At 70.8% G+C, this 23,010-nt stretch carries 23 protein-coding genes and 4 tRNA genes; 21 read left to right on the top strand and 6 right to left on the bottom strand.

Translation table 11 applies throughout. The annotated features are described in order from the left end of the window. The first annotated feature begins 30 nt into the window (after positions 1-30). From DEI83_RS04710 to DEI83_RS04695, 4 genes are read left to right on the top strand one after another with little or no spacing between them, the layout of a single operon-like run. The gene (locus tag DEI83_RS04710; RefSeq protein WP_111080631.1) at positions 31-825 is read left to right on the top strand and encodes a demethylmenaquinone methyltransferase; all 795 of its coding nucleotides are present in this window, start codon (positions 31-33) and stop codon (positions 823-825) included. 48 nt (positions 826-873) lie between these two features. Next, on the top strand, positions 874-1,950 hold the full coding sequence (locus DEI83_RS04705) for a polyprenyl synthetase family protein (RefSeq protein WP_111080630.1): 1,077 nt from the start codon (positions 874-876) through the stop codon (positions 1,948-1,950). A gap of 24 nt (positions 1,951-1,974) precedes the next feature. After that, the gene (locus tag DEI83_RS04700) at positions 1,975-3,351 is read left to right on the top strand and encodes an FAD-dependent oxidoreductase (RefSeq protein ID WP_111080629.1); all 1,377 of its coding nucleotides are present in this window, start codon (positions 1,975-1,977) and stop codon (positions 3,349-3,351) included. Positions 3,352-3,353: 2 nt separating this feature from the next. Further along, positions 3,354-4,487, top strand: coding sequence for a heparan-alpha-glucosaminide N-acetyltransferase domain-containing protein (locus DEI83_RS04695; RefSeq protein WP_111080628.1), 1,134 nt, complete (start codon positions 3,354-3,356; stop codon positions 4,485-4,487). A 64-nt stretch (positions 4,488-4,551) separates the two neighbouring features. On the opposite strand, the gene cls is transcribed toward DEI83_RS04695, so the two are convergent. Together cls and DEI83_RS04685 are read right to left on the bottom strand one after the other, a co-directional pair. Next, on the bottom strand, positions 4,552-6,012 hold the full coding sequence (gene cls, locus DEI83_RS04690; protein WP_111080627.1) for a cardiolipin synthase: 1,461 nt from the start codon (positions 6,010-6,012) through the stop codon (positions 4,552-4,554). Between the two features lie 34 nt (positions 6,013-6,046). Further along, on the bottom strand, positions 6,047-6,535 hold the full coding sequence (locus tag DEI83_RS04685) for a YajQ family cyclic di-GMP-binding protein (RefSeq protein WP_111080626.1): 489 nt from the start codon (positions 6,533-6,535) through the stop codon (positions 6,047-6,049). 159 nt (positions 6,536-6,694) lie between these two features. Here DEI83_RS04685 and DEI83_RS04680 point away from each other — a divergent pair. From DEI83_RS04680 to DEI83_RS04660, 5 genes are all read left to right on the top strand, one after another. Next, positions 6,695-6,777 (top strand) — tRNA-Tyr (locus DEI83_RS04680). Between the two features lie 172 nt (positions 6,778-6,949). After that, positions 6,950-7,783, top strand: a complete 834-nt coding sequence (locus DEI83_RS04675) for an inositol monophosphatase family protein (protein WP_111080625.1) — start codon at positions 6,950-6,952, stop codon at positions 7,781-7,783. Positions 7,784-7,930: 147 nt separating this feature from the next. Further along, complete coding sequence (locus DEI83_RS04670; RefSeq protein WP_111080624.1) at positions 7,931-9,211, top strand: M23 family metallopeptidase; 1,281 nt, start codon at positions 7,931-7,933, stop codon at positions 9,209-9,211. Positions 9,212-9,346: 135 nt separating this feature from the next. After that, positions 9,347-9,418 (top strand) — tRNA-Thr (locus DEI83_RS04665). Between the two features lie 49 nt (positions 9,419-9,467). Next, positions 9,468-9,541 (top strand) — tRNA-Met (locus DEI83_RS04660). A gap of 149 nt (positions 9,542-9,690) precedes the next feature. Here DEI83_RS04660 and DEI83_RS04655 read toward each other — a convergent pair. Next, a complete protein-coding gene (locus DEI83_RS04655; protein WP_111080623.1) occupies positions 9,691-10,104 on the bottom strand; it encodes a hypothetical protein in 414 nt (137 codons plus the stop codon). Between the two features lie 105 nt (positions 10,105-10,209). On the opposite strand from DEI83_RS04655, the gene DEI83_RS04650 reads away from it, so the two are divergent. From DEI83_RS04650 to DEI83_RS04640, 3 genes are read left to right on the top strand one after another with little or no spacing between them, the layout of a single operon-like run. Then, positions 10,210-10,659, top strand: a complete 450-nt coding sequence (locus tag DEI83_RS04650) for a MaoC family dehydratase N-terminal domain-containing protein (protein ID WP_111080622.1) — start codon at positions 10,210-10,212, stop codon at positions 10,657-10,659. Beyond that, positions 10,656-11,078: a MaoC/PaaZ C-terminal domain-containing protein gene (locus tag DEI83_RS04645; RefSeq protein ID WP_111080621.1), complete on the top strand. Its 423-nt coding sequence runs from the start codon at positions 10,656-10,658 to the stop codon at positions 11,076-11,078. Before DEI83_RS04650 ends, DEI83_RS04645 begins: the two co-directional genes overlap by 4 nt. After that, entirely contained in the window at positions 11,075-12,112 is a 1,038-nt protein-coding gene (locus DEI83_RS04640) for a UDP-N-acetylmuramate dehydrogenase (RefSeq protein WP_375334647.1), read from the top strand. The genes DEI83_RS04645 and DEI83_RS04640 overlap by 4 nt, the downstream gene beginning before the upstream one ends. Positions 12,113-12,440: 328 nt before the next feature. On the opposite strand, the gene DEI83_RS04635 is transcribed toward DEI83_RS04640, so the two are convergent. Further along, the gene (locus DEI83_RS04635) at positions 12,441-13,622 is read right to left on the bottom strand and encodes a pyridoxal phosphate-dependent aminotransferase (protein WP_111080700.1); all 1,182 of its coding nucleotides are present in this window, start codon (positions 13,620-13,622) and stop codon (positions 12,441-12,443) included. A gap of 272 nt (positions 13,623-13,894) precedes the next feature. Here DEI83_RS04635 and DEI83_RS04630 point away from each other — a divergent pair. The 6 genes from DEI83_RS04630 to DEI83_RS04605 all read left to right on the top strand — a co-directional run bounded on the left by DEI83_RS04630 (position 13,895) and on the right by DEI83_RS04605 (position 17,610). Further along, positions 13,895-13,967 (top strand) — tRNA-Trp (locus DEI83_RS04630). 19 nt (positions 13,968-13,986) lie between these two features. Further along, the gene (gene secE, locus DEI83_RS04625) at positions 13,987-14,262 is read left to right on the top strand and encodes a preprotein translocase subunit SecE (RefSeq protein WP_111080619.1); all 276 of its coding nucleotides are present in this window, start codon (positions 13,987-13,989) and stop codon (positions 14,260-14,262) included. Positions 14,263-14,432: 170 nt separating this feature from the next. After that, positions 14,433-15,497 carry a transcription termination/antitermination protein NusG gene (gene nusG, locus DEI83_RS04620; protein ID WP_111080618.1) on the top strand — a complete coding sequence of 355 codons (1,065 nt, stop codon included), beginning with the start codon at positions 14,433-14,435 and terminating at the stop codon, positions 15,495-15,497. A 142-nt stretch (positions 15,498-15,639) separates the two neighbouring features. Then, positions 15,640-16,071, top strand: coding sequence for a 50S ribosomal protein L11 (gene rplK, locus DEI83_RS04615; protein ID WP_111080617.1), 432 nt, complete (start codon positions 15,640-15,642; stop codon positions 16,069-16,071). An 80-nt stretch (positions 16,072-16,151) separates the two neighbouring features. Further along, positions 16,152-16,844 (top strand): 50S ribosomal protein L1, encoded by a 693-nt coding sequence (rplA, locus tag DEI83_RS04610; RefSeq protein WP_110824625.1) that lies wholly within the window; start codon positions 16,152-16,154, stop codon positions 16,842-16,844. A 115-nt stretch (positions 16,845-16,959) separates the two neighbouring features. Continuing rightward, positions 16,960-17,610, top strand: a complete 651-nt coding sequence (locus DEI83_RS04605; RefSeq protein ID WP_146243238.1) for a Pr6Pr family membrane protein — start codon at positions 16,960-16,962, stop codon at positions 17,608-17,610. Here the strand turns inward: DEI83_RS04605 and DEI83_RS04600 are convergent. Then, on the bottom strand, positions 17,561-18,253 hold the full coding sequence (locus tag DEI83_RS04600) for a YqaJ viral recombinase family protein (protein WP_111080615.1): 693 nt from the start codon (positions 18,251-18,253) through the stop codon (positions 17,561-17,563). The two genes, DEI83_RS04605 and DEI83_RS04600, sit on opposite strands and share 50 nt — an antisense overlap. A 71-nt stretch (positions 18,254-18,324) precedes the next feature. Continuing rightward, positions 18,325-19,536 carry an ROK family transcriptional regulator gene (locus tag DEI83_RS04595; RefSeq protein ID WP_258377024.1) on the bottom strand — a complete coding sequence of 404 codons (1,212 nt, stop codon included), beginning with the start codon at positions 19,534-19,536 and terminating at the stop codon, positions 18,325-18,327. 141 nt (positions 19,537-19,677) lie between these two features. On the opposite strand from DEI83_RS04595, the gene DEI83_RS04590 reads away from it, so the two are divergent. The 3 genes from DEI83_RS04590 to DEI83_RS04580 all read left to right on the top strand — a co-directional run bounded on the left by DEI83_RS04590 (position 19,678) and on the right by DEI83_RS04580 (position 23,008). After that, positions 19,678-20,424: a sugar phosphate isomerase/epimerase gene (locus tag DEI83_RS04590; RefSeq protein ID WP_111080614.1), complete on the top strand. Its 747-nt coding sequence runs from the start codon at positions 19,678-19,680 to the stop codon at positions 20,422-20,424. After that, positions 20,421-21,572, top strand: coding sequence for a Gfo/Idh/MocA family protein (locus DEI83_RS04585; protein WP_111080613.1), 1,152 nt, complete (start codon positions 20,421-20,423; stop codon positions 21,570-21,572). The genes DEI83_RS04590 and DEI83_RS04585 overlap by 4 nt, the downstream gene beginning before the upstream one ends. A 134-nt stretch (positions 21,573-21,706) precedes the next feature. Then, the gene (locus tag DEI83_RS04580; protein WP_111080612.1) at positions 21,707-23,008 is read left to right on the top strand and encodes an ABC transporter substrate-binding protein; all 1,302 of its coding nucleotides are present in this window, start codon (positions 21,707-21,709) and stop codon (positions 23,006-23,008) included. The last annotated feature ends 2 nt before the right edge of the window (positions 23,009-23,010 follow it).

The raw sequence follows: 23,010 nt of genomic DNA, 5'->3' as shown, positions 1-23,010 counted from the left end.
GCGCCGGGTCGCGGGCTCTAGGATGACCAGGTGAGCAGAGCGGACATGCAGAAGCGGCCGGACGAAGTGGCGGCCATGTTCGACGACGTCGCGGCGAAGTACGACCTGACCAACGACATCCTGTCGGCCGGCAACGCTCCGCTGTGGCGCGTCGCGACGGTCAAGGCCGTCGACCCGCAGCCGGGTGAGCGCGTGCTCGACCTCGCCGCCGGGACGGGCACGAGCTCGGCGGCCCTCGCCAAGAAGGGTGCCGAGGTCACCGCCCTCGACCTGTCGTCGGGCATGATCGCGGTCGGTCGTGAGCGCCACCCCGAGATCACCTTCGTCGAGGGCGATGCAGAGCACCTGCCGTTCGAGGACGAGTCCTTCGACGCGGTGACCATCTCGTTCGGCCTGCGCAACGTCAACGACCCGATGCAGGCACTCACCGAGATGCTCCGGGTCCTCAAGCCCGGCGGGCGACTCGTCATCTGCGAGTTCTCGACGCCGCCGTTCGCCGCACTCCGCTTCGGCTACAACACCTACCTCAGGCGCGTCCTGCCGGGCATCGCGAAGCTCTCGAGCAGCAACCCGGCCGCGTACCGCTACCTGGCCGAGTCGATCGAGGCGTGGCCCGACCAGCAGGTCCTCAGCCAGTGGCTCCGCGGGGTCGGCTTCACGATGGTCGCCCACCGCAACCTGACCGCCGGCATCGTCGCGCTGCACCGTGGACGCAAGCCGGTCGCGGGCAGCGTCCGCGAGTCCGCCGCCCGCCGTGCCAAGGCCCGCCGCGACCACCAGCCGACGGGTGAGCAGCCCCGCGTCGAGCCCGAGGGCCAGGCCTAGGCCCCCGGGCCCAGGTCCCCACCGCCACCTGCGAGTACGGAGCAGCAGTTGAACCCGAGTGTCCCGGTCGCACGACGCGCGCCGAGTCTCCGAGCCTCCCTGGGCATCGGCGAGCGGTTGTTCGCCACGCCCGCCGACCGCCGGTTCATCGCCGCGGTCGACGACGGCCTGGAGCACGTCGAACAGGGGCTCGAGGACGCCATGCGCTCCGCCGACACCCTGGCGGACACGACGAGTCGCTACCTGCTCTCGGCCGGCGGCAAGCGGATCCGCCCGACGCTGACGCTCCTCATCGCGCAGCTCGGCGACGGCGTCACCGACCACGTGGTGAAGGCCGCCGTCAGCGTGGAGATGACCCACCTGGCGTCGCTGTACCACGACGACGTCATGGACGAGGCCCCGGTCCGCCGAGGCGTCCCGGCGGCCCACGTCACCTACGGCAACAACATCGCCATCCTCACCGGCGACCTGCTGTTCGCCCGCGCCTCGCTCATCACGGCGGACCTCGGACCCGAGGGCATCCGGATGCAGGCCGAGACCTTCCAACGCCTGTGCATGGGGCAGCTCCACGAGACGACGGGTCCGCAGCCCGACGACGACCCCGTCCAGCACTACATCCAGGTCCTCAGCGACAAGACCGGTTCCCTCATCGCCACCGCCGCCCGCGCCGGCGTGATGTTCTCGGGAGCGGACCGGGCGCTGCTCGACGCCGTCGGGACGTTCGGCGAGAAGGTCGGCGTGGCGTTCCAGCTCGTCGACGACGTCATCGACCTCGCCCCGGCGAAGGACAAGACCGGCAAGATCGCCGGCAACGACCTCCGCGCCGGCGTCGACACGCTGCCGCTGTTGCAGCTCCGCCGACGCGCCACGACGGACGAGGGTGCCGCGGCGCTGCTCGCCCGCATCGAGCGGGACGTGCGCGACGCCCCGGACGACGCCGTGCACTCGGACGCCTACCAGAGCGCCGTCGCCGAGCTCCACGACCATGACGCCACCCTCGCCACCAGGGCCCTCGCCGCGAGCTGGGCCGACGAAGCCGTGGCCGCGCTGGCGCCCCTGCCGGACGGCACCGTGAAACGAGCCCTCACCCGGTTCGCGGAGACGGTCGTCGACCGCAGCCGCTGACCTGAACGAACTGGAGACCGATCAGTGCCCACCCTCCGACTCGCCATCGTCGGCGCCGGTCCGGCCGGCATCTACGCCGCGGACATCCTCCTGCGCGAGGCGCGCGGCTTCGACGTCTCGATCGACCTCTTCGAGCAGCTCCCGGCCCCGTACGGCCTGGTCCGGTACGGCGTCGCGCCCGACCACCCGCGCATCAAGGGCATCGTCAACGCGCTCCGGGACGTCCTCGACCGAGGTGACATCCGGATCTTCGGCAACGTCCGGTTCGGGCAGGACATCACCCTCGACGACCTGAAGCGGCACTACAACGCGGTGGTCTTCTCGACGGGCGCGATCAAGGACGCCGACCTCGACATCCCCGGCATCGACCTCGACGGCTCGTACGGTGCCGCCGACTTCGTCAGCTGGTTCGACGGTCACCCCGACGTCCCGCGCACCTGGCCGCTCACGGCCGAGAGCGTCGCGGTGATCGGCAACGGGAACGTGGCGCTCGACGTCTCGCGCATCCTCGCCAAGCACGCCGAGGACCTGCTGCCCACCGAGATCCCGGCGAACGTGTACGAGGGCCTGCGGTCCTCGCCCGTCACGGACGTGCACGTGTTCGGCCGCCGTGGTCCGGCGCAGGTGAAGTTCACGCCGTTGGAACTGCGCGAACTCGGCGAACTGCGCGACGTCGACATGGTCGTGTACGACGAGGACTTCGACCACGACGAGGCCTCGAAGCTCGCCATCCAGACGAACAAGCAGGTCACGGTCATCGACCGCGTCCTGCAGCAGTGGCGGAAGCGCGAGGTGGGCACGGCCAGCCGCCGCCTGCACCTGCACTTCTACGCCAAGCCCCTCGAACTCCTCGGTGACGAGGGCGGCCGGGTCCGCGCCATCCGCTACGAGCGCACGCGTCCGGACGGCCAAGGCGGTGTCGAGGGCACGGGGGAGGTCCGCGAGCTGCCGATCCAGGCGCTGTACCGTGCCGTCGGGTACGTCGGCTCACCGCTGCCGGGCGTCCCGTTCGACGAGCGCTACGGCGTCATCCCGAACCACGAGGGCCAGGTGCTCGACGCCGACGCCACCCCGATCCCGGGCGTGTACGCCACCGGCTGGATCAAGCGCGGGCCGGTCGGCCTCATCGGTCACACCAAGTCCGACGCGATGGAGACCGTGCAGCACATCGTGACCGACCAGGGCAGCTGGTGGACGCCGGAGGACCCGTCGGAGGCGGCCGTCCCGGCGCTCCTCCGCGAACGCGGCGTCGACTTCACCGACCTCGACGGCTGGCACGCGCTCGACGAGCACGAGATCGCGCTCGGCGAGGCCGAGGGCCGCGCTCGTGTCAAAGTCGTGCCGCGCGACGAGATGATCGACGTCTCGCTCCGTCGCAGCCGCGCCGGCTCGCAGGGCTGATCATGACCGGAACGCGCCCGGCACCCCGTACCGGGGTGCCGAGCGCGCCGTCGTCCGGCCGGCTCGTCGGCGTGGACGTCGCCCGAGCGCTCGCGCTGCTCGGGATGATGGCGGCCCACATCGGCGACGTGCCCGACACCGTCGACTGGTCCGACCCGACCAGCTGGGGTGCCGTGGTGCACGGCCGTTCGGCAGCGCTCTTCGCCGTCCTGGCCGGGGTCTCGATCGGTCTCGTCACGGGCCGGGAGGCGCCTCCCGGCCCACCGACGATCGGTCGGCTCCGCGCGCGCCTGGCGCTCCGGGCGGTCGTCGTGGTCGTCGTCGGTCTCCTGCTCATGACGCTCGGCACGCCGGTCTACGTGGTCCTGCCGACGTACGGAGCGCTCTTCCTCCTGGCGCTGCCCGTCCTCCGCTGGCGACCGTGGGCGCTGCTCGTGCTCGCTGCCGTCTGTGCGGTCGCGTCGGCCCCCGTCGTGATCGCGCTCCTGCCCGCCTACGCCGGTGCCGGCATGGTCGGGGTGCAGCTGGGACTCGTCTACCCGGTGGTCACCTTCGCCACGTACGTCCTGGTGGGGCTCGCCGTGGCACGGTCGTGGTCCGGCACGCGGCGGCAGGTCAGGCTCCTCGCATCGGCCGCCGTGGTCGCCGTCGTGGCCTACGTGGTCGGCAACACGGTGGCACCGGTGCCCGCGGACACGACGGGTGCCTTCCCCGGCGTCCCCTTCGTCCCCGCCGGTGCTGGCGTGGCACCGGCACTCGCGCAGGTCCTCCTCTCGCCGCGCGACCACTCGTCGTCGATCGTCGACGTGGTCGGTACGGCCGCGGTCGCCGTCGCCGTCATCGCGCTCTGCAGCCTCGTGTTCGACGGTCGCGGTCCGGCGCTCGCGCGGGTCGCGTTCCCGCTCGCGGCCGTCGGCTCGATGCCGCTCACCGTCTACGCGCTGCACCTCGTCGTCATCGCGGCGTGGCCGGAGGTACCGCACGGTGCGTCGACGTGGTGGGCGTTCACCGTCGGCGCCGTGCTGTTCGCGATGGCGTGGCGACGGTTCCTCGGCCGCGGACCGCTCGAGCGGGTGACCGGCGCGGTCGCGTCGGCGGTGCCCCTCCAGTCGCAGCGGGAGCCGGGCCGCGCCTGACCCCGCCTGTGCCGTGCGACGTGGCGAGCCGGCGCGGCGAGCGGGGGACGGGCCTCCCGTGCGGCTACTGCAGCGCTGCCGTCAGACGGGCGATGTTGTCGAAGACCCGCGACCTGCGCGGGCGCGCCAGCCACTCGTCGAGTGTCAGCTCGCGGCTGGCGGCGCGGTAGTCGTCCTGCACCTCGCGGAGCGCGTCGACGAACGTCCGGCCGCGCACCATCACCGAGATCTCGAGGTTCAGCGTGAACGAGCGCATGTCCATGTTGCTCGAGCCGATGACGGCCACGTCGTCGTCGATCGTGAAGTGCTTCGCGTGCAGCACCGTGGGCGCCCGGTACAGCCAGATCTTCACGCCGGCCCGGAGCAGCCCCTCGTAGTAGGAGCGCTGCGCGTGCCACGTCATCGCGTGGTCGCCGATCTCGCCGACGAACAGCTCGACGTGGACCCCGCGCTGCGCCGTCGTCGTGATCGCGTAGAGCATCGAGTCGTCGGGGACGAAGTACGGCGACGTGATCGACACCCGGTCCTGCGCCGAGTACAGCAGTGCGTTGAACAGACGCAGGTTGTTCTCGCCGTCGAAGCCCGGACCGGACGGCACCACCTGGCAGTCCAGGGCGTCCTGGCGGTCGGCCCGGTGCACGGGGTCGCTCTCGCGCAGCAGGAGTTCGTCGGTCTCGCTGTACCAGTCCGTGACGAACAGGGCGTTGATGCCCGCGACGACCGGCCCCTCGAAGCGCGCGAAGAGGTCACGCCACCTCAGGCCGCGCTCGATGTTGACCTTCGTGTCGTACGAGCGGTCGATGAGGTTCTGCGACCCCGTGAACGCCACCGACCCGTCGACCACCAGGATCTTGCGGTGGTTGCGGAGGTCGGGACGCTGGAACTTCCCCTGCAGCGGCTGCAGCGGCAGCATGAGGTGCCACTCGACGCCGGCAGCGTCGAGGAAGGCGAGGGTGTCCTTGTAGTACGGGTAGCTCTTGCTCGCCCAGTGGTCCATGAGGAACCGGACCGTGACCCCGCGCGCCTGCGCACGCGCCAGCGACTCGAAGAACGGCCGCGTGGTGTCGTCGAGCGACGCGATGTAGAACTCGACGTGCACGAACCGGCGCGCGGCGTCGACGGCGCGCGTCATCTCCGCGAACGCGTCGTCGTAGTGCGGGTACAACTCCGCCTGGTTGCCGCCGACCAGCGGCATGGACCCGAGCTGCCGGTTCAACTTCGTGATGCTCTCGAGCCACGTCGGCCACGGGTGGTCGCGGCGCACCCGCTCGATGCCTTCGGTCTGCTCGAGGATGTAGCGGTTGATCTCGGTCTGCTTCTCGCGGCGGGACCGGGGGAGCTTCGTGGACCCGAGCAGGAGGAACACGACGAACCCGATGTAGGGGATGAGGAAGATCGCCAGCAACCAGCCCGTCGCCGTCTGCGGCTTCCGGTTGATCGGCACGAAGACGAGTGAGAAGGCGCGGATCGCCAGGTCCAACAGGACCAGGACGATGATCAGCGCAACGACGAGCCAGTGCTCCACAGTGTCGGGCCTGTCTCTGCGCGGGGGAGCGCGGTCAGCGGAAGTTGATGAACTGCAAGGGGACGTCGAACTCCTGGCCCTTGAGCAGCTGGATGGTCTGTTGCAGGTCGTCCCGGCTCTTCGAGGAGACCCGCAGCTCGTCGCCCTGCACCTGGCTCTTCACGCTCTTCGGCGCCTCGGCGCGGATGAACGCGCCGATCTTCTTCGCGATGTCCTGCTCGATGCCGTTCTTGAACTTCACCTCGATGCGGAACTCCTTGCCCGAGGGGTACGGCTCGCCCGCGTCCAGACTCTTCAGGCTGATGCCGCGCTTGATCGCCTTCGTCTGGAGCACGTCGAGGACGGCGAGCGCGCGCTCCTCGGTCGAGGCCTTGATGAGGACGTCCTCGCCGCTGAACGCGACCGAGGCACCGACGCCCTTGAAGTCGTAGCGTTGCTCGATCTCCTTCGCCGCCTGGTTGAGGGCGTTCTCCGCCTCCATCTTGTCGACCTTGCTGACCACGTCGAAGGAGCTGTCTGCCATGGGGGACAGCCTATCCGCCGTGGCGAGGCCTCGTCCTGGAGGCCCGTGGCCCCGCCGACAGGTCGGCTCGGAGCCGACGTGGTCACGAGCACCCCCGGACATCGGCTATGCTCTTCACCGCGCCTTCGGTCGGTGACGACACGGGCCGGGTGCGCACACGGCGAGTTACCCAAGCGGCCAAAGGGATCTGACTGTAAATCAGCCGGCGTATGCCTCCGGGGGTTCGAATCCCTCACTCGCCACCGCAGGAGTCCGCAACCGCGCGACCCGACAGGACGGCCCCGTCTCCGGACGGGGCCGTTCTGTGTTCCTGCCGGAGCCGCGCTCGGCCAGTGGCAGCGCAGCCGTGGGGCGGTGTGTCCGGCCGTCGCCTCGCTGCGTCCCCCGGGGGTGGGGTGCGGCAGGATCGAGGGCATGACGGATGCCCCGCTCGTTGCCGACGCCCCTGACACCCTCGCCGACCTGGCGGAGGCGATCGCTCGTGAAGCCGCTGCCCTCGCTGCGCGCCGTCGCGCCGAGGGGGTCGAGGTGGCCGACCGGAAGTCGAGCATCGCCGACGTCGTCACCGCCGCCGACCGTGAGGTCGAGGCCCTCATCCGGCGACGCATCGCCGAGGCCCGACCGGACGACGCCTTCCTCGGTGAGGAGTCCGGTGCCGCGGACGGCGCCTCGGGGCTCACCTGGGTGGTCGACCCGATCGACGGCACCGTCAACTACCTCTACGGCAGCCCCGCCTACGCCGTGAGCATCGCCGTGGTGCGCGGTGTGCCCGACCCGTCGATGTGGGAACCCGTGGCGGGAGTCGTCATCGCACCGGCCACCGGCCAGGTGTACCGCGCCGTGGCCGACGGGCAGGCCACCCTCGACGGACGCCCCCTCACCGTGGCCGCGCCCGGGTCCCTGGCGGAGACGCTCGTCGCCACCGGCTTCGGCTACACCGCCGACCGCCGGTGGGAGCAGGCCGCCGTGCTCGCCGGCCTCATCACGGAGGTGCGGGACGTCCGTCGTGGGGGAGCGGCCGCGCTGGACTGCTGCGCGGTCGGGGCGGGCACCGTCGACGCCTACTACGAACGGGGCATCAACCCGTGGGACATGGCGGCGGGGTCGATCGTCGCTGCCGCTGCCGGAGCCGTCGTCCGCACGTGGGAGGCCGGCGACACGCGGTCCTTCCTGTTCGCCGCGCCGAGCATCGCGGAGGACCTCGTCACCCTCGTCCGCGCACTCGAGGAGGACGTCCTCGGGGCCTGAGCGCCGCCACCCGCTCTGGGGGTGCTGCACGGACGTCCACACGACTGGCGGCGAGCACCGTCCTTTGCTACCGTTCTGGGGTCCCGTTACCTGCTCGTTACCCGACGCGAGCGCCCGTGCCTCGAACTCAGGATCGCTACCGAACACATGCTCGACTCCTCGCAGACGCCCACGACCATCGACCGCGACGCCGACCAGGTGACGCCGTCCGTGCACCTGACGAGACGAGCTCGGATCGAAGCCGAACGCGCCGCCGCCAAGACGACCCGTCGTCGGGCCGAGGCGGTCCGCCCCGCGGCGACCGCGCCCCGGGGCTCCGGGCCCGTCACGCCGCCGGCGCCCTCCTCACCGGTCCTGCCGGCGTCGAATGCAGCACCGCTGACCCCGCCGGCACCGTCCTCGCCGGTCGTCGCGCCGCTGGCCGAAGCCGCACCGGTGTCCGGCCGGTCGGCCGCCACCGAGCGCGCGGTCCCCACGAAGCGGGCAGCCAGCACCAAGCGGAAGTCCGGAGCGAAGCGCCTCGAGCGTGCTGACCGGCCCGTCGGTGTCGCCCGCGCCACGGGCGCGACTGCCCACTCCGCCCGTCGGACGCCGTCCGTCCCAGTCATCGCCGACGGCCCCCGGGTCGACCGCGCCACCCGCCACATCTCCCGCACCGCCCCGACCACCTCGCGAGTGGGCCACGGGACGTCCTTCCGACGCACGGCGTCGGGCGTGACGGTCGTCGGTGCGCTCCTCTTCACGGCCGGGCTCGTCGTCTCGACGTCCCTCCCGGCGCAGGCGCTCTACGTGCCGCAGCCCGGTGCCGCGACCGTCCGTGCCGCCGTGCAGGACGTCCAGTCGCTCTCCGTCGGTGACGCGGTCGAAGGCCCCGTCGACCGTGACGCCTACACCGTCTCCCAGCCGCAGCGCGTCGTCCTCCCCTCCACGGGTACGGGGGCGGGAACCGGGACCGGGGCGGCGGCCGGAGCGTCGTCGTCGACGATCTCCACGAGCGACACGTCGGGCGCCATCCAGTGGCCGTTCCCGACCGCGGTGCCGATCTCGTCCGGCTTCGGCGGTCGCCAGGTCGCCGGGTGCTCGTTCTGCTCGACCTTCCACCAGGGCGTCGACTTCGCCCCCGGCGCAGGCACCCCGATCGGGGTCGTCGCCGACGGCACCGTCATCAAGGTGCAGGCGAACGACGGCGCCTTCGGCAACGACGTCTGGGTAGAGCACGACGTGGACGGCAAGAAGTTCGTCAGCGTCTACGGACACATGCTCGACAACTCGTTCGAGGTCGTCCAGGGTCAGCAGGTCGAGGTCGGCGACGTCCTCGGTCTCGTCGGCAGCACGGGCAACTCCACCGGCCCGCACCTGCACCTCGAGATCCGCATCGACGGCGTCCCCGTGGACCCGCTGGCGTGGCTCGAAGCCAACGCGGGCTAGGCCCGTACGGCGTCGACAGCGCGCACGAGGTGCGCGCACACGGCGTCCGTGAGGACGGCGCGCCCGGGCGTCGCGGTCGGTTCCAGACCACCGTCGGGGGTCTGCTATCCTCGTGTGGTGCCGCTCGCGGTACTCGCCCCGATAGCTCAGTGGTAGAGCACTTCCATGGTAAGGAAGGGGTCGTCAGTTCAATCCTGACTCGGGGCTCCGACTCGCAGTGTGATCACTCTCGCAGTGCTGATCACTGCGGATCCTTGGCGGGGTAGCTCAGTTGGTTAGAGCACACGGCTCATAATCGTGGTGTCGCGGGTTCAAGTCCCGCCCTCGCTACCGAGCTGGTCGGACGACACGCTCGTCAGACCAGCGGTACGACGCAACAGACGGGAAGCCCGGCGCAGCAGCGCCGGGCTTCCGTCGTTCCGGCCCGGTGGCGGTCAGCCGGACCCTGCCACGGTGATGTGCCTCCGGACCGGTCGCGGTCACCGGTCGCCGAGCGCGATCCCCGAGGTGTCGAGTCGGTCGGTCCGGTGCAGCAGCACGCCACCGCCGTGCAGGGTCGCCTCGACCAGGGCGGTCACACGGTGCCACGCCGCACGGCGACGGTGGGCTCCGATCGGACCGCCGGCGACCGCCGCCCCGTGGTCCGCGTGCCGGAGGGTCAACACGGCGTGGCCCGGCACCGAGGTCAGCGCGAGCTCGTACCGCCGGTACTGCCGGGTCGGGTGCACGAGGGCGCCGAGCAGTGCGGTGAGGACGCGATCGCCGCCGGACACGACGAGGCGGTCCGTGTCGGGCACGACCCGGTGGCCGTCGGCGCGGAGGGCCGCATCGACCAGATCGACGGCGGTGCAGCGGTCGCGCTCGAGCACCGCGTACTCGGTCGTCGTCTCCATCGCCACTCCCCGCCGGACCACACGGTCGCCCCCCGACCAGCGCCAGCTTAACCGATGCAAACTCATCTACACCCCCGCGTCCGAGGGGCTCGGTAGACTGCCCGGGTGTCAGTGAACCCCGAGCTCGTCGGCAGGACGTTCCCGCCGGCCCAGCCGTACCTGGTCGGTCGTGAGAAAGTGCGCGAGTTCTCCCGCGCCGTCTTCGCCACGAACCCGATCCACTCCGACCCCGAGGCCGCTCGTGCGGCCGGACACCCCGACGTGGTCGCCCCGGCGACGTTCGCGGTCGTCGTGCAGGAAGCGACGCTCGCACAGCTCCTCGCCGAGCCGGACGCCGGCATCGACTTCTCACGCGTGGTCCACGGTGAGCAGAAGTTCGCCTACGAGCGCCCGATCGTCGCCGGGGACGAACTCACCGCGACCCTCAGCGTGACGAGCGTGAAGACCCTGGGCGGCAACGCGATGGTCACCGCGGAGTCCGCCGTCGTCGACGCCCACGGGGCGCACGTCGTGACCGCCACGTCCACCCTGGTCGTCCGAGGAGATGACGCATGACCGACACCACGTCAGGCCCCGAGGTCGGTGCGACCGTCGCCGAGCGGCAGGTCCACCTCACGCGTGACTCGCTCGTCCGCTACGCCGGCGCCTCCGGCGACTTCAACCCGATCCACTACCGCGACGACGTCGCGGCCGAGGTGGGTCTGCCCGGCGTCCTCGCCCACGGCATGTTGACCATGGGCCTCGCGGTCCAGCCGGTGTCCGAGTGGCTCGGGGACCGCGGCTGGGTCGCCTCCTACGGGGTCCGCTTCACCCGTCCTGTCGTGGTCGACCCGCGCGACGGAGCCGACGTCGGTGTCGTCGCGAAGGTCGGCACCCTCGACGACCAGGGGCGCCCGCACCGCATCGACCTCACCGTGACCGCCGCCGGGCAGACCGTGCTCGGCAAGGCGCAGGTCACGGTGGCCTTCCACTGACCGTGGCGGCGCAGGCGCTCGCCGAGCTCACCACCCTCCGCGTCGGTGGTCCCGCCGGACGGCTCCTGGTCGCCGAGACGACCGACGACCTCGTCGCCCACGTCGTGGACGCCTGGTCCGACGACCAGGACTGGCTCGTGCTCGGCGGTGGCAGCAACCTCCTGGTGGCCGACGGCGGCTTCGCCGGCACGGTCGTGGTCGTCCGCACCCGCGGAGTCGCCCACGAGTCCGACGCCGACGGCGTCACCGTCCGGGTCGCGGCGGGGGAGCCGTGGGACGGATTCGTCGCCACGACCGTCGCGCGCGGGTGGACCGGATTGGAGGCCCTCAGCGGCATCCCGGGGACCGTCGGCGCGTCCCCCGTGCAGAACATCGGTGCATACGGGGTCGAACTGTCCGACGTGCTCACCGCGGTCGAGTTCCTCGACGCCGAGACCGGCGAGCGTTCCTGGGTCCCCGCCGCCGAACTGGCGCTCGGCTACCGCACGAGCACCCTCAAGCACGGGCGTCGCGGTGTCGTCCTGACGGTCGAGTTCCGGCTCGGGACGGCGAACGAGGACGGCGTGCCGGTGCGGTACGCGCAACTCGCCGGATCGCTCGGTGTCGAGCTCGGCACCCGGGTCGCGCCGGCCGACGTCCGGGCCGAGGTCCTCCGCCTCCGGTCGTCCAAGGGCATGGTCCTCGACGACGCGGATCCGGACACCTGGAGCGCGGGATCGTTCTTCACGAACCCGATCGTCTCGGCGTCCTTCGCCGAGTCGATGCCGCTCGACGCCCCGCGCTGGCCGGCCGGTGACGACGTCAAGCTCAGCGCCGCCTGGCTCATCGAGCACGCCGGCGTGCACCGGGGCTACGGCGTCCCGGGGTCGCACGCCGCCATCTCCTCCAAGCACACGCTCGCCCTGACGAACCGCGGAGGAGCGACCGCCGCCGAGGTCGCCGAGCTCGCCCGCTACGTGCAGCTGACGGTCGCGAACCGCTTCGGGGTGACCCTCGTACCGGAACCCGTGGTCGTCGGCGACCTGCTCGGCTGACGACGCGCGATCACGGCGGTGGTGGCGGGTCCCGGTAGGGGGTCTCGGCCCGCACACCGTCGTCCGAACGTGCTGGGCTCCGGACGGGTCGGCAGCGGACCGGACACGGGCGGGCCTCCCGTCCCGGTCGGGACCCGTCGCGTCGCCGTGCGCCGGGATGACCACGGGACCCGCCGCCGGGTCATGACCGCGCCGGGACGACGACGGGACCCGCCGGGCCATGACCGCGGGGGGACGACGACGCGCCCCGTCGGGTCGGGGCGCGTCGAGTGGTGCGGACCGCGGCGCCCGGCGGGGCGGCGCGGCCGGCGGGGCGACGCGGCCGGCGTCAGCTGAAGAAGCGGGTCAGCCGTTCGACGCCCTCGGCGATGTCGTCGTCGCCGAGGGCGTAGGACAGACGGAGGTAACCGGACGGGCCGAACGCCTCGCCGGGGACCACGGCGACCTCGGCGTGCTCGAGGATCAGGTCCGCCAGTTCGAGCGTGGTGGTGGGGGTGCTGCCGGCCCACTCGCGACCGAGGAGGGCGGTGACGTCCGGGTAGACGTAGAAGGCCCCCTGTGGCTCCGGCGTGACGAAGCCCGGGATCGCGTTGAGGCCCGCGACGATGGCCTTCCGTCGGCGGTCGAAGGCGTCCCGCATCGCGGTCACCGGTTCCTGCGGCCCCGTCAGTGCTGCGATCGCGGCGCGCTGCGACACGTTCGACACGTTCGAGGACAGGTGCGACTGCAGGTTCGAGGCCGCCTTGACGGCGTCGGTCGGGCCGATCATCCACCCGACGCGCCAGCCGGTCATGGCGTAGGTCTTGGCCACGCCGTTCACCAGGATCGTTGTGTCCGCCAGGGCCGGGACCTGCTCGAGGACCCCGGAGAACCGGACCCCGTCGTAGACCAGGTCCTGGTAGATCTCGTCGCTGATGACCCAGATGCCGTGCTCGAGCGCCCACTCGCCGATCGCGCGGGTCTGCTCGGCGGAGGCGACCGCGCCGGTCGGGTTCGAGGGGGAGCAGAACAGCAGGGCCTTCGTGCGCGGTGTGCGGGCGGCCTCCAGCTGCTCGACCGTCACGAGGTAGTCCTGGTCGCTACCGGCGAAGACGTCGACGGGGACGCCGCCGGCCAGACGGACGGCCTCGGGGTAGGTCGTCCAGTAGGGGGCGGGGAGCAGGACCTCGTCGCCCTCGTCGACGACGGTCTGGAACGCCTGGTAGACGGCCTGCTTGCCGCCGTTCGTGACGATCACCTGCGACGGGTCGACGGCGATGCCGGAGACCCGCTCGGTCTTCTCGGCGATCGCGCGCTTGAGGTCGGGCAGACCCGTCGCCGGCGTGTACCGGTGGTTGGCCGGGTCCTGCGCGGCCTGGACGGCCGCGTCCACCACGTGCTGCGGGGTGGCGAAGTCGGGCTCGCCCGCGGCGAAGGAGATGACGGGACGGCCGGCGGCCTTGAGCGCCTTGGCCTTGGCGTCGACCTTCAGCGTCGCGGACTCCGCGATCGCGGCGATCCGCGACGCGATGCGGGGACGGTCCGTGGACGCGACCGGGTCGGTGGTCGGGCGGGCGGTGGGCTGAGGGCTGGCGGCGTCGGTGCTCACGGGGTCAGCCTACCGACGCGCCGCGCCGGAGCATCCGTCAAGTGGACACCGCCATCGGGACTCCCGTACACTGTTCTGCGGCGGTTGAAGTCCGTCGGGTCAGCGCTCCGGCGCAGTCCCGGCCGTCCTGCTCGGCAGGACACAGGACTTCTCCGACCTGGAACGGCGGGATCCCTCGCGGGTGGCCGTTCCGAAGGGCGGTGGCTCAATTGGTAGAGCAGCGGTCTCCAAAACCGCAGGTTGCAGGTTCAAGTCCTGTCCGCCCTGCACATCGGGAAGGGTTGAAGTGGCGAGCAAAGACGTGGAGACGACCGACGACGTCGTCGCCCAGGCGAAGGTCGACCGCGCACAGCGCCGCGGCCCCTTCGCTGCGATCGCGCTGTTCATCCGCCAGGTCCTCGGCGAACTGCGCAAGGTCGTCACCCCGACGCGCAAGGAACTCTTCAGCTACACGGGCGTCGTGCTCGTGTTCGTCGTCGTCATGATGGTCCTCGTGTCGGTCCTCGACTTCGTGTTCGGTCTCGGCGTCGGCTACGTGTTCGGCAACGGCCCCACGGCCTGACCCAGCTGGCATGAACCCCGGCGTGCTGCACTTCTGGCGCGCCCGGCCTGACCGCAGGTCCGACCGCTCCGGTCCTCCTCGGGGTACGGTCTCCCGGAGACGGCGACCCGTTCCCCGCCGGGGATGCGAGCGCCAACCCGATCCGCACCATCGAACGGAAAGAACCGACTGTGTCTGACTACTCCCGCGACGACATCGACCTCGCGACCGCTGCCGAGCAGTCTTCCGAGGTCGAGGAGAACCAGGAAGGCGACGTCGAGACGAGCGAGCTCCGTTCGACCGACTCCGCCGAGGAGCGCGCGATCTCCGTCGAGGACGAGGACGACGAGTCGCTCGGCCTGAGCGACGAGCCGGACGACGGCACCGTCGCCGCCGGACTGGACGAGACGCTGGACGCCCTCGCCGAGTCGCGTGACCCCGAGGCCGACGCCGTGGTCGACGACGCACTCGAGATCGACACCGCGGACGAGGCTGAAGCCGCCGTCGAGGCCGTCGAGGACGAGGAAGAGTCCGAGCTCGAGATGGAGACGGCAGCCGAGGCGAACGCCACCATCGCGGGCGAGGAAGCCGCCGACGCGCTCGACGCCGACGCCGAGCAGGCGGACGACGAGACCGAGGCCGACCCGTACGACGCCTTTAAGGCCGAGCTCCGGATGAAGCCGGGCAAGTGGTACGTCATCCACTCCTACGCGGGCTTCGAGCGCCGCGTGAAGGCCAACATCGAGAACCGCATGGTCTCGATGTCGATGGAGGACTACATCTACCAGGCCGAGGTCCCGATGGAGGACGTCGTCGAGATCAAGAACGGGCAGCGCAAGCTCGTCACCCGCGTCCGGATCCCCGGCTACGTACTCGTCCGGATGGACCTCAACGAGGACTCGTGGTCCGTCGTCCGGCACACCCCCGGCGTCACGGGCTTCGTTGGCAACGCCCACAACCCCACGCCGCTCCGCTTCGACGAAGCGTTCGGCATGCTGAAGTCCCTGGTGCAGGTCGCCGAAGCCGCGCCGACCAAGGGCGGCTCGAAGTCCGGCGGTGCCGCACAGGCCCAGCCGCAGGCCGAGGTCGACTTCGAGGTCGGCGAGACGATCACCATCAAGGAAGGCTCGTTCGCGGGTCTGCCGGGTTCGATCTCCGAGATCAAGCCGGAGAGCGGCAAGCTCACCGTCCTCGTGTCGCTGTTCGAGCGCGAGACGCCGGTCGAGCTCAGCTTCGACCAGGTGACGAAGCTCTAGTCCTGGCGAACATCCAGTAGACTGTCTGAGTTTGGGTCCGCGCGCCTCGTGCGCTGCGGGCTCGTGACCGCGATCCGGATCCGCCGGAGACGCGGGAGAGTGCACGGATCCCCGTGCGTTCGATCCCAGGAGGAAACGGAACATGGCACCGAAGAAGAAGGTCACGGGCCTGATCAAGCTGCAGATCAACGCGGGCGCCGCCAACCCGGCCCCGCCGATCGGTCCGGCGCTCGGTCAGCACGGCGTGAACATCATGGAGTTCTGCAAGGCGTACAACGCGGCGACCGAGTCGCAGCGCGGCAACGTCATCCCGGTCGAGATCACCGTCTACGAGGACCGTTCGTTCACGTTCATCCTCAAGACCCCGCCGGCCGCCGAGCTCATCAAGAAGGCTGCGGGTGTGAACAAGGGTTCCGCGACGCCGCACACGGTGAAGGCCGGACGCATCACGGCGGAGCAGATCCGTCAGATCGCCGAGACCAAGCAGCCCGACCTGAACGCCAACGACCTCGAGCAGGCGACGAAGATCATCGCCGGCACCGCTCGGTCGATGGGCATCACGGTCGAGGCCTGAGCCTCACCCCTCACACCCCAGTACTCACCGTGGGAGAGCCGCGCCGGCTCGCCAACCACGTATCTCGCAAGGAGACCACCATGGCGAAGAAGTCCAAGGCGTACCGCGCCGCGGCCGCGAAGATCGAGGCCGACAAGTTCTACACCCCGACCGAGGCCGTCGCCCTCGCGAAGGAGACCGGTTCGGCGAAGACCGACTCCACCGTCGAGGTCGCGCTGAAGCTCGGCGTCGACCCGCGCAAGGCGGACCAGATGGTGCGCGGCACCGTCATCCTGCCGCACGGCACCGGCAAGACCGCCCGCGTCATCGTCTTCGCCACGGGTGCAGCGGCTGAGGCCGCCATCGCCGCCGGCGCCGACGAGGTCGGTGGCGACGAGCTCATCGCGAAGGTCGCCGAGGGTTACACGTCGTTCGACTCCGCCGTCTCGACCCCGGAGCTCATGGGCAAGGTCGGTCGTCTCGGCAAGGTGCTCGGCCCGCGCGGCCTCATGCCGAACCCGAAGACCGGCACCGTGACGCCGAACGTGGCCCAGGCCGTGAACGACATCAAGGGCGGCAAGATCGAGTTCCGCGTCGACAAGCACGCCAACGTGCACTTCGTCGTCGGCAAGGCCTCGTTCACCCCGGAGCAGCTCGACGAGAACATCACCGCCGCGCTCGACGAGGTCGTCCGCCTCAAGCCGAGCGCTGCCAAGGGCCGCTACATCATGAAGGGCGCCGTCTCGACGACCTTCGGCCCGGGCATCCCGCTGGACGTCAACGTCCTGGCCTGATCCACCGCACCACACGACGGCCCGCACCGGGAGGTGCGGGCCGTCGTCGTCCGTGCGGGGTCTGGTGGCCGGCGGCACGACCGGTGTGCCCGGCACGGACCACTACCGTGGGAGGGTGCGGACCTTCGTGAACTCCCTGCGGCTCGTCGTCGCGATCGTCGCCGTCGCCGCGGTGGTCACGGACCTGCAGGGTGCGCTCCGCGACGACTTCGTGTTCTGGGACTTCTTCGGGTACTTCACGAACCAGTCGAACCTGCTCGTCGCCGCGGTGTTCACCCTGACCGTCGTGGCCGCGTTCGGGGACCGTCCGACCGGTCGGCGTCTCGACCTGTTCCGCGGGGCGGCCACGGTGTACATCGCCACGACCGGCCTGGTCTACAACACCCTCCTGGCGCAGGTTGGTCAGCCGCTGGGGGCGTCCTGGTCGAACGACGTCGTGCACCGCTGGATCCCGCTGGTCGTGGTGCTCGACTGGGCGCTGTTCTCGGACCGGAGCCGCCTGCTCTTCCGTGACGTCTGGTGGTTCCTCGTCTACCCGGCGGTCTGGCTCGTGGTCGTCGTGACCCGTGGGGCCACCGACGGCTGGGTCCCGTACCCGTTCCTCGACCCCGTGTCCGGCTACGGAGCCGTGGCGTTGTACTGCCTCGGCGTGGCGGTGTTCATCGGGCTGATGGGCCTCGGTGTCGTGGCGCTCAGCCGACTCCGGGTCGTCCCGGTCAGCGGGCGTCCCGGAGCCGGTCGAGCACGAGGTCGGCGAGCGCGATGAGCCCGCGGATCGCGTCGTCGTCGCGGTCGATCCAGCGGCACTCCGGTTCGTCGGCGACCGGCACGAAGTCGTCGTGCTCCTCCCACACGAACAGCGTGCGGTCGGCACCGAGGACGTACTGCTGCCACCAGATCTGCCGGAGGTAGTGCCGGGGGACACGCTTCCAGCCGGACGAGGTCGTCTTGATCTCGGCGAGGAGCAGGCGACCGTCACGGTCCTGCCCGACACCGTCCGGCGTCGCGAGGTGCGCCCGGTTCGCTGCCGCGTGGAACAGGTGCGCCGAGGGCTGGATGCCGTGGGTCGCGGCGACCCACGAGGCGATCACCGGCTCACGGTCCTTGCCGTGCTCGGTGTAGACGTTGCCGGAGAACCGTGAGCCGTAGCGCTTGTCGGCGACGACGGCGTCGACCGCGCGGAGCGAGGCGAGACGTGCGACGTCGGTGGCGGTGATGCCCATGGCCCGCGCGCGGAGCCAGGCGACCCGGTCGGAGGAGTGCGCGACGATGCGCTCGGTGTGCCCGCGCAGTGACGTGAACGCGTTCCGGCTCGACCGTGCCGGGACGGACGGCGCCGTGCCCGAGGCGGGCTGGGCCTCCCACCCGTCATCAAGGTCGCCCCACAGGGTGGGCTGCACGATCGTCACGCGACGATTGTCCACCCGACCACCGGCACCGGCGAAACCGGCGCGCTGGTCATCACCGCGGTTGACCGCGGTCAGGAGACGAGCTGGCGGCCCTCGGCCAGGGTCACCAGCTCGTCGACGCCGGCGGGGGAGAGGGCGTAGGCGATCGCGAGGGCCGCGGCGCCCTGCAGCGCCGCGATCGATCCCGCGCGGGACTGGGCGATGACGAGGTGCTCGGTGGCGAGCGGCATCGAGCGGGAGTAGACGACCTCGCGGACACCGGCGAGCAGGTGCTCCCCGGCCTGGGTGATCGAACCGCCGAGGGCGATGACCGACGGGTTCATGAGCGAGACGCACGTGGCGAGGACCTCGCCGATGTCACGGCCCGCCTGCCGCACCGCGCCGATCGCGTCGATGTCGGAGCGTGCGACCAGGTCGATGACGTCAGCGCTGGTGTGCACGTCGTGGCCCTTCGCCCGGAGTGCGCGGGCGATCGCCGGGCCGGAGGCGACGGCCTCCAGGCAGCCGGTGTTGCCACAGTGGCACGGCACGTCACCGGCGCGCGAGACCCGGACGTGCCCGATGTCACCGGCGGTGCCCTGCGCGCCGCGCTGGAGCCGACCCTCGGAGACGATGCCGGAACCGATGCCGGTGGCGACCTTGACGAAGAGCAGGTGATCGAGGTCCGGCCAGCCGTGTGCGCGCTCCCCGAGCGCGGCGATGTTGACGTCGTTGTCGACGAGCACGTGGGCGCGGACGTGCTGCCGGAGCCACCCGGGCACGTCGAAGCCGTCCCATCCGGGCATGATCGGGGGGTTCGCCGGGCGTCCGGTCGAGAACTCCACCGGCCCGGGCAGGCCGATGCCGACGGCGATGACGTCGTCGCGACCGCGCCCGACCGAGTCGAGGAGTTCGTCGACGACCCGGATGAGCCACTCGAGTGTCGGGACGGGGCCGGCGGCGATGTCGATGCTGGCGTCGCGGGTGGCGAGTTGCGTGCCCACGAGGTCGGTCACCGAGACGCGGCCGTGCGATGCGCCCAGGTCGGCGGCGACGACGAGCCGCGCGGCCGGCCGCAGGGCGATCTGGGCGGGTGGGCGGCCCCCGGTGGAGGCCGCGGTGTCGACGGCGCCGACGAGTCCGACGTCGACGAGGGCGTCCAGGCGCACGCCGATGGTCGAGCGGGCCATCCCCGTCAGGGCGGCGAGTTCACCACGGGTCCGCGGCACTCCGTCACGCAGGATCTGGAAGAGCTCACTCGTCCCGACCGGCGGCGACGTTGCCGTCCGAGTCATGTCGACCATGCTCGGAGTGAACCACACATCCTCCGAGCCACGCAACGAAGTCCGTCGAACCTCTTCGAACTTCTGCTTGACCGCCGACAGAAGCGCCCATAGTGTGACGATCGGTCAGTGCAGACCACGTCTCGATGAGGAGAACACACGGTGACCCAACCGCTCTCGGTCCAGCTGTACACGGTGCGTGACGCACTGTCGGCGGACCTCCCCGGAACCCTGGCGACGATCGCCGACATCGGTTTCACGAACGTCGAGCTCTTCGGCTTCGTCGACCGTGCCGACGAGTACGCCGCCGCCCTGCAGCAGGCCGGCTTGACCGCGCCGAGCGGGCACGCACGTCTGGTGGACGTGGACGAGCAGGAGCTCGAGCGGATCCTCGCCGCGAGTGTCACCGTCGGACTCACCACGCTCATCGACCCGCACGTCGACGAGTCGCGCTGGACCACCCGCGAGGACGTCGAGGCGATCGCCCGCCGGTTCGACGACCTCGCCGTCCGCGCCGCCGACCACGGCCTGGTGCTCGGCTACCACAACCACGCGTTCGAGTTCTCGAACCGGATCGACGGCACGAGCGCCTTCGAGGTCTTCGCCGGAGCCCTGTCGGGAGACGTCGTCCTGGAACTCGACACCTACTGGGCGAAGGTCGGCGGGGACGACCCGGTGGCCGTGCTCGGCCGACTCGGCGACCAGGTCCGCTTCCTGCACGTCAAGGACGGCGACGGCTCGCACGACGACAAGCAGCAGGTGGCCGTCGGCAACGGGGTCATGCCGGTCCGCGACATCGTCGCCGCCGCACCCCAGGCGCAGCAGGTCATCGAGCTCGACGACCACGACGGTGACGTCGTGCAGGCCGTCCGCGACTCGTACGCCTTCCTCGCGGGAGCCGCCGCATGAGCGCGGACAGCACGACCGCCGTCGACACCGCGACCACCGCCTCCCGGTCGGGTCGCGTCGGCGTCGGTGTCATCGGCGCCGGGGTCATCTCGGACCAGTACCTGTCCAACCTCACGGTCTTCCCGGACGTCGAGGTCCTCTTCATCGCCGACATCGACCTGCCCCGCGCCGCGTCGCAGGCCGAGAAGTGGGGCGTCCAGGGGTCGGGCACGGTCGAGGAGCTCCTGGCGATCGACGACATCGAGATCGTCGTGAACCTCACCATCCCGGCAGCACACGTCGAGGTCGCGCTCCAGGCGCTCCGTGCCGGCAAGCACGTCTGGGGCGAGAAGCCCTACGCACTGGACCGGGAGAGCGCTGCGGAGCTGCGTGACGCCGCGGTCGCGGCCGGACGCACCGTGTCCGTCGCACCCGACACGTTCCTCGGTGCGGGGCTCCAGACCGCGCTCCGCACGATCCGCGACGGCCGCATCGGGAAGCCGCTCAACGGGCTGACGCTCTTCCAGAGCCCCGGGCCGGAGTCCTGGCACCCGAGCCCCGAGTTCCTCTTCGCGTACGGCGCTGGCCCGCTGTTCGACATCGGCCCGTACTACATCACGACCCTCGTGCAGGCCTTCGGACCCGTCGCGAAGGTCACCGCCACGGCGTCGAAGTCGCGTGCCACCCGCACGATCGGCTCGGGTCCGAAGGCCGGCACCGAGTTCCCGGTGGAGGTGCCGACGAACCACTCGGCGCTCATCCAGTTCGAGAACGGTGGGAGCGCGCAGAGCGTCTTCTCGTTCGAGTCCGACCGCGGCCGCACCGGTTTCGTCGAGATCGCGGGCGAGACCGGCACGGTCGTGTTCCCCGACCCGAACGACTTCGACGGCGACACCGAGCTGTACGCGCTCGGCGCCGAGGAGCCCGAGACGATCCCGGCCGTCGGGTCCACCTACTCGCGGGGGACCGGCGTGGTCGACCTGGCCCGCTCCCTCCGTGCGGGCGAGGAGAACCGGGTCCCCGGTGCCCTCGCCTTCCACGTCCTCGACGTGATGGTCTCCATCGCCGAGGCAGCCGAACGTGGTGAGACCGTGCTCGTCGAGAGCACCGTCGCACCCTCCCCGACCCTCCCCGAGGGTTGGGACCCCGCGGCGCAGACCCTGGCCTGACCAGACCCCGGCCCGACCAGGACCTGGGCGGACCGGAACCCGGTGGACCAGAGCTGCCCGTCCCACACAGCAGCACCCAGCACGATCCAGCACCACCCTCCTGCACCATCTCAACGACGAGAAAGTAGAGAGTCATGCGCACTGCCATCCGCGCACTGGCCATCACCGCGGCCGCGGCACTCACCGTGTCGGGCCTCGCCGCCTGCTCCTCCGGGTCCTCCGGCGCATCGGGCGACTCGAAGACGCTCACCTACTGGGCGTCGAACCAGGGCACCTCACTCGAGCACGACAAGGAGGTGCTGACCCCCGTCCTGGAGAAGTTCACCGACGAGACCGGGATCAAGGTCGACCTCCAGGTCATCGGGTGGAACGACCTGCAGACGAAGATCCAGACCGCCGTCACCTCGGGCCAGGGCCCGGACGTCGTCAACATCGGCAACACCTGGGCCACCTCGCTCCAGGCCACCGGCGCCTTCCAGGAGTTCGGTGACGCCGAGATGAAGGCGATCGGCGGCGCCGACAAGTTCGGCAAGGTCGCGCTCTCGACCGGTGGCGCACCGGGTGAGACCGTCACGAGCGTCCCGCTCTACGGCCTCGCCTACGGCCTGTTCTACAACAAGCAGATGCTCGCGGACGCCGGCGTCGAGCCGCCCACCACCTGGGAGGACCTCGTCTCGGCCGCCGAGAAGCTGACCACCGACGGCACGTACGGGTTCAGCCTCGCCGGTGGTTCGTACACCGAGAACTCACACTTCGCCTTCATCAACTCGGCTCAGAACGGCGGCGAGTGGTTCGACGGCGACGGCAACCCGACCTTCACCTCGAAGGCGAACGTCGACGGCATCAAGCGTTACCTCGACCTCATGCAGGAGAGCAAGGCGGCCAACCCGTCGAACGCGCAGTACGACAACGCGAACCAGTCGGTCGCGGACTTCGCGAACAAGAAGGCCGCGATGATCCTCAACCAGAACAACGCGAACACGACGATCGAGTCGCTCGGCATGAAGGCCGACGAGTTCGGCGTCGTGCCGCTGCCGGCACCGACCGGCGGCGAGGACATCGCCAGCTTCCCGGCCGGCATCAACCTGTCGATCTTCAAGAACACCGACAACAAGGACGGCGCGCTGAAGTTCGTCAAGTACATGACGAGCATGGACACGCAGACGACGCTCGACAAGCCGTACTCGGCCCTGCCGGTGCTCGCCGACGCTGCCGAGTCGGTCACCGACGAGCAGACGAAGACGTTCCTCGACATCTACAACAACAAGGCGAAGCCGCTCCCGCTGGTCCCCGCCGAGGACCAGTTCGAGTCCACGGTCGGCAAGGCGATGAACGAGATGTTCGCCAAGATCGCCACCGGTTCGACGGTGTCCGAGAAGGACATCAAGGACGCCCTGCAGACGGCTCAGGACCAGGTCTCCCAGGCCGCAGGTTGACC

This window comes from Curtobacterium sp. MCBD17_021 (assembly GCF_003234525.1).
In the GTDB taxonomy this organism is placed as follows: Bacteria; Actinomycetota; Actinomycetes; order Actinomycetales; family Microbacteriaceae; genus Curtobacterium.
Note: the sequence above shows the minus strand (reverse complement) of the source record. Positions and strands in the feature narration are given on the sequence as shown.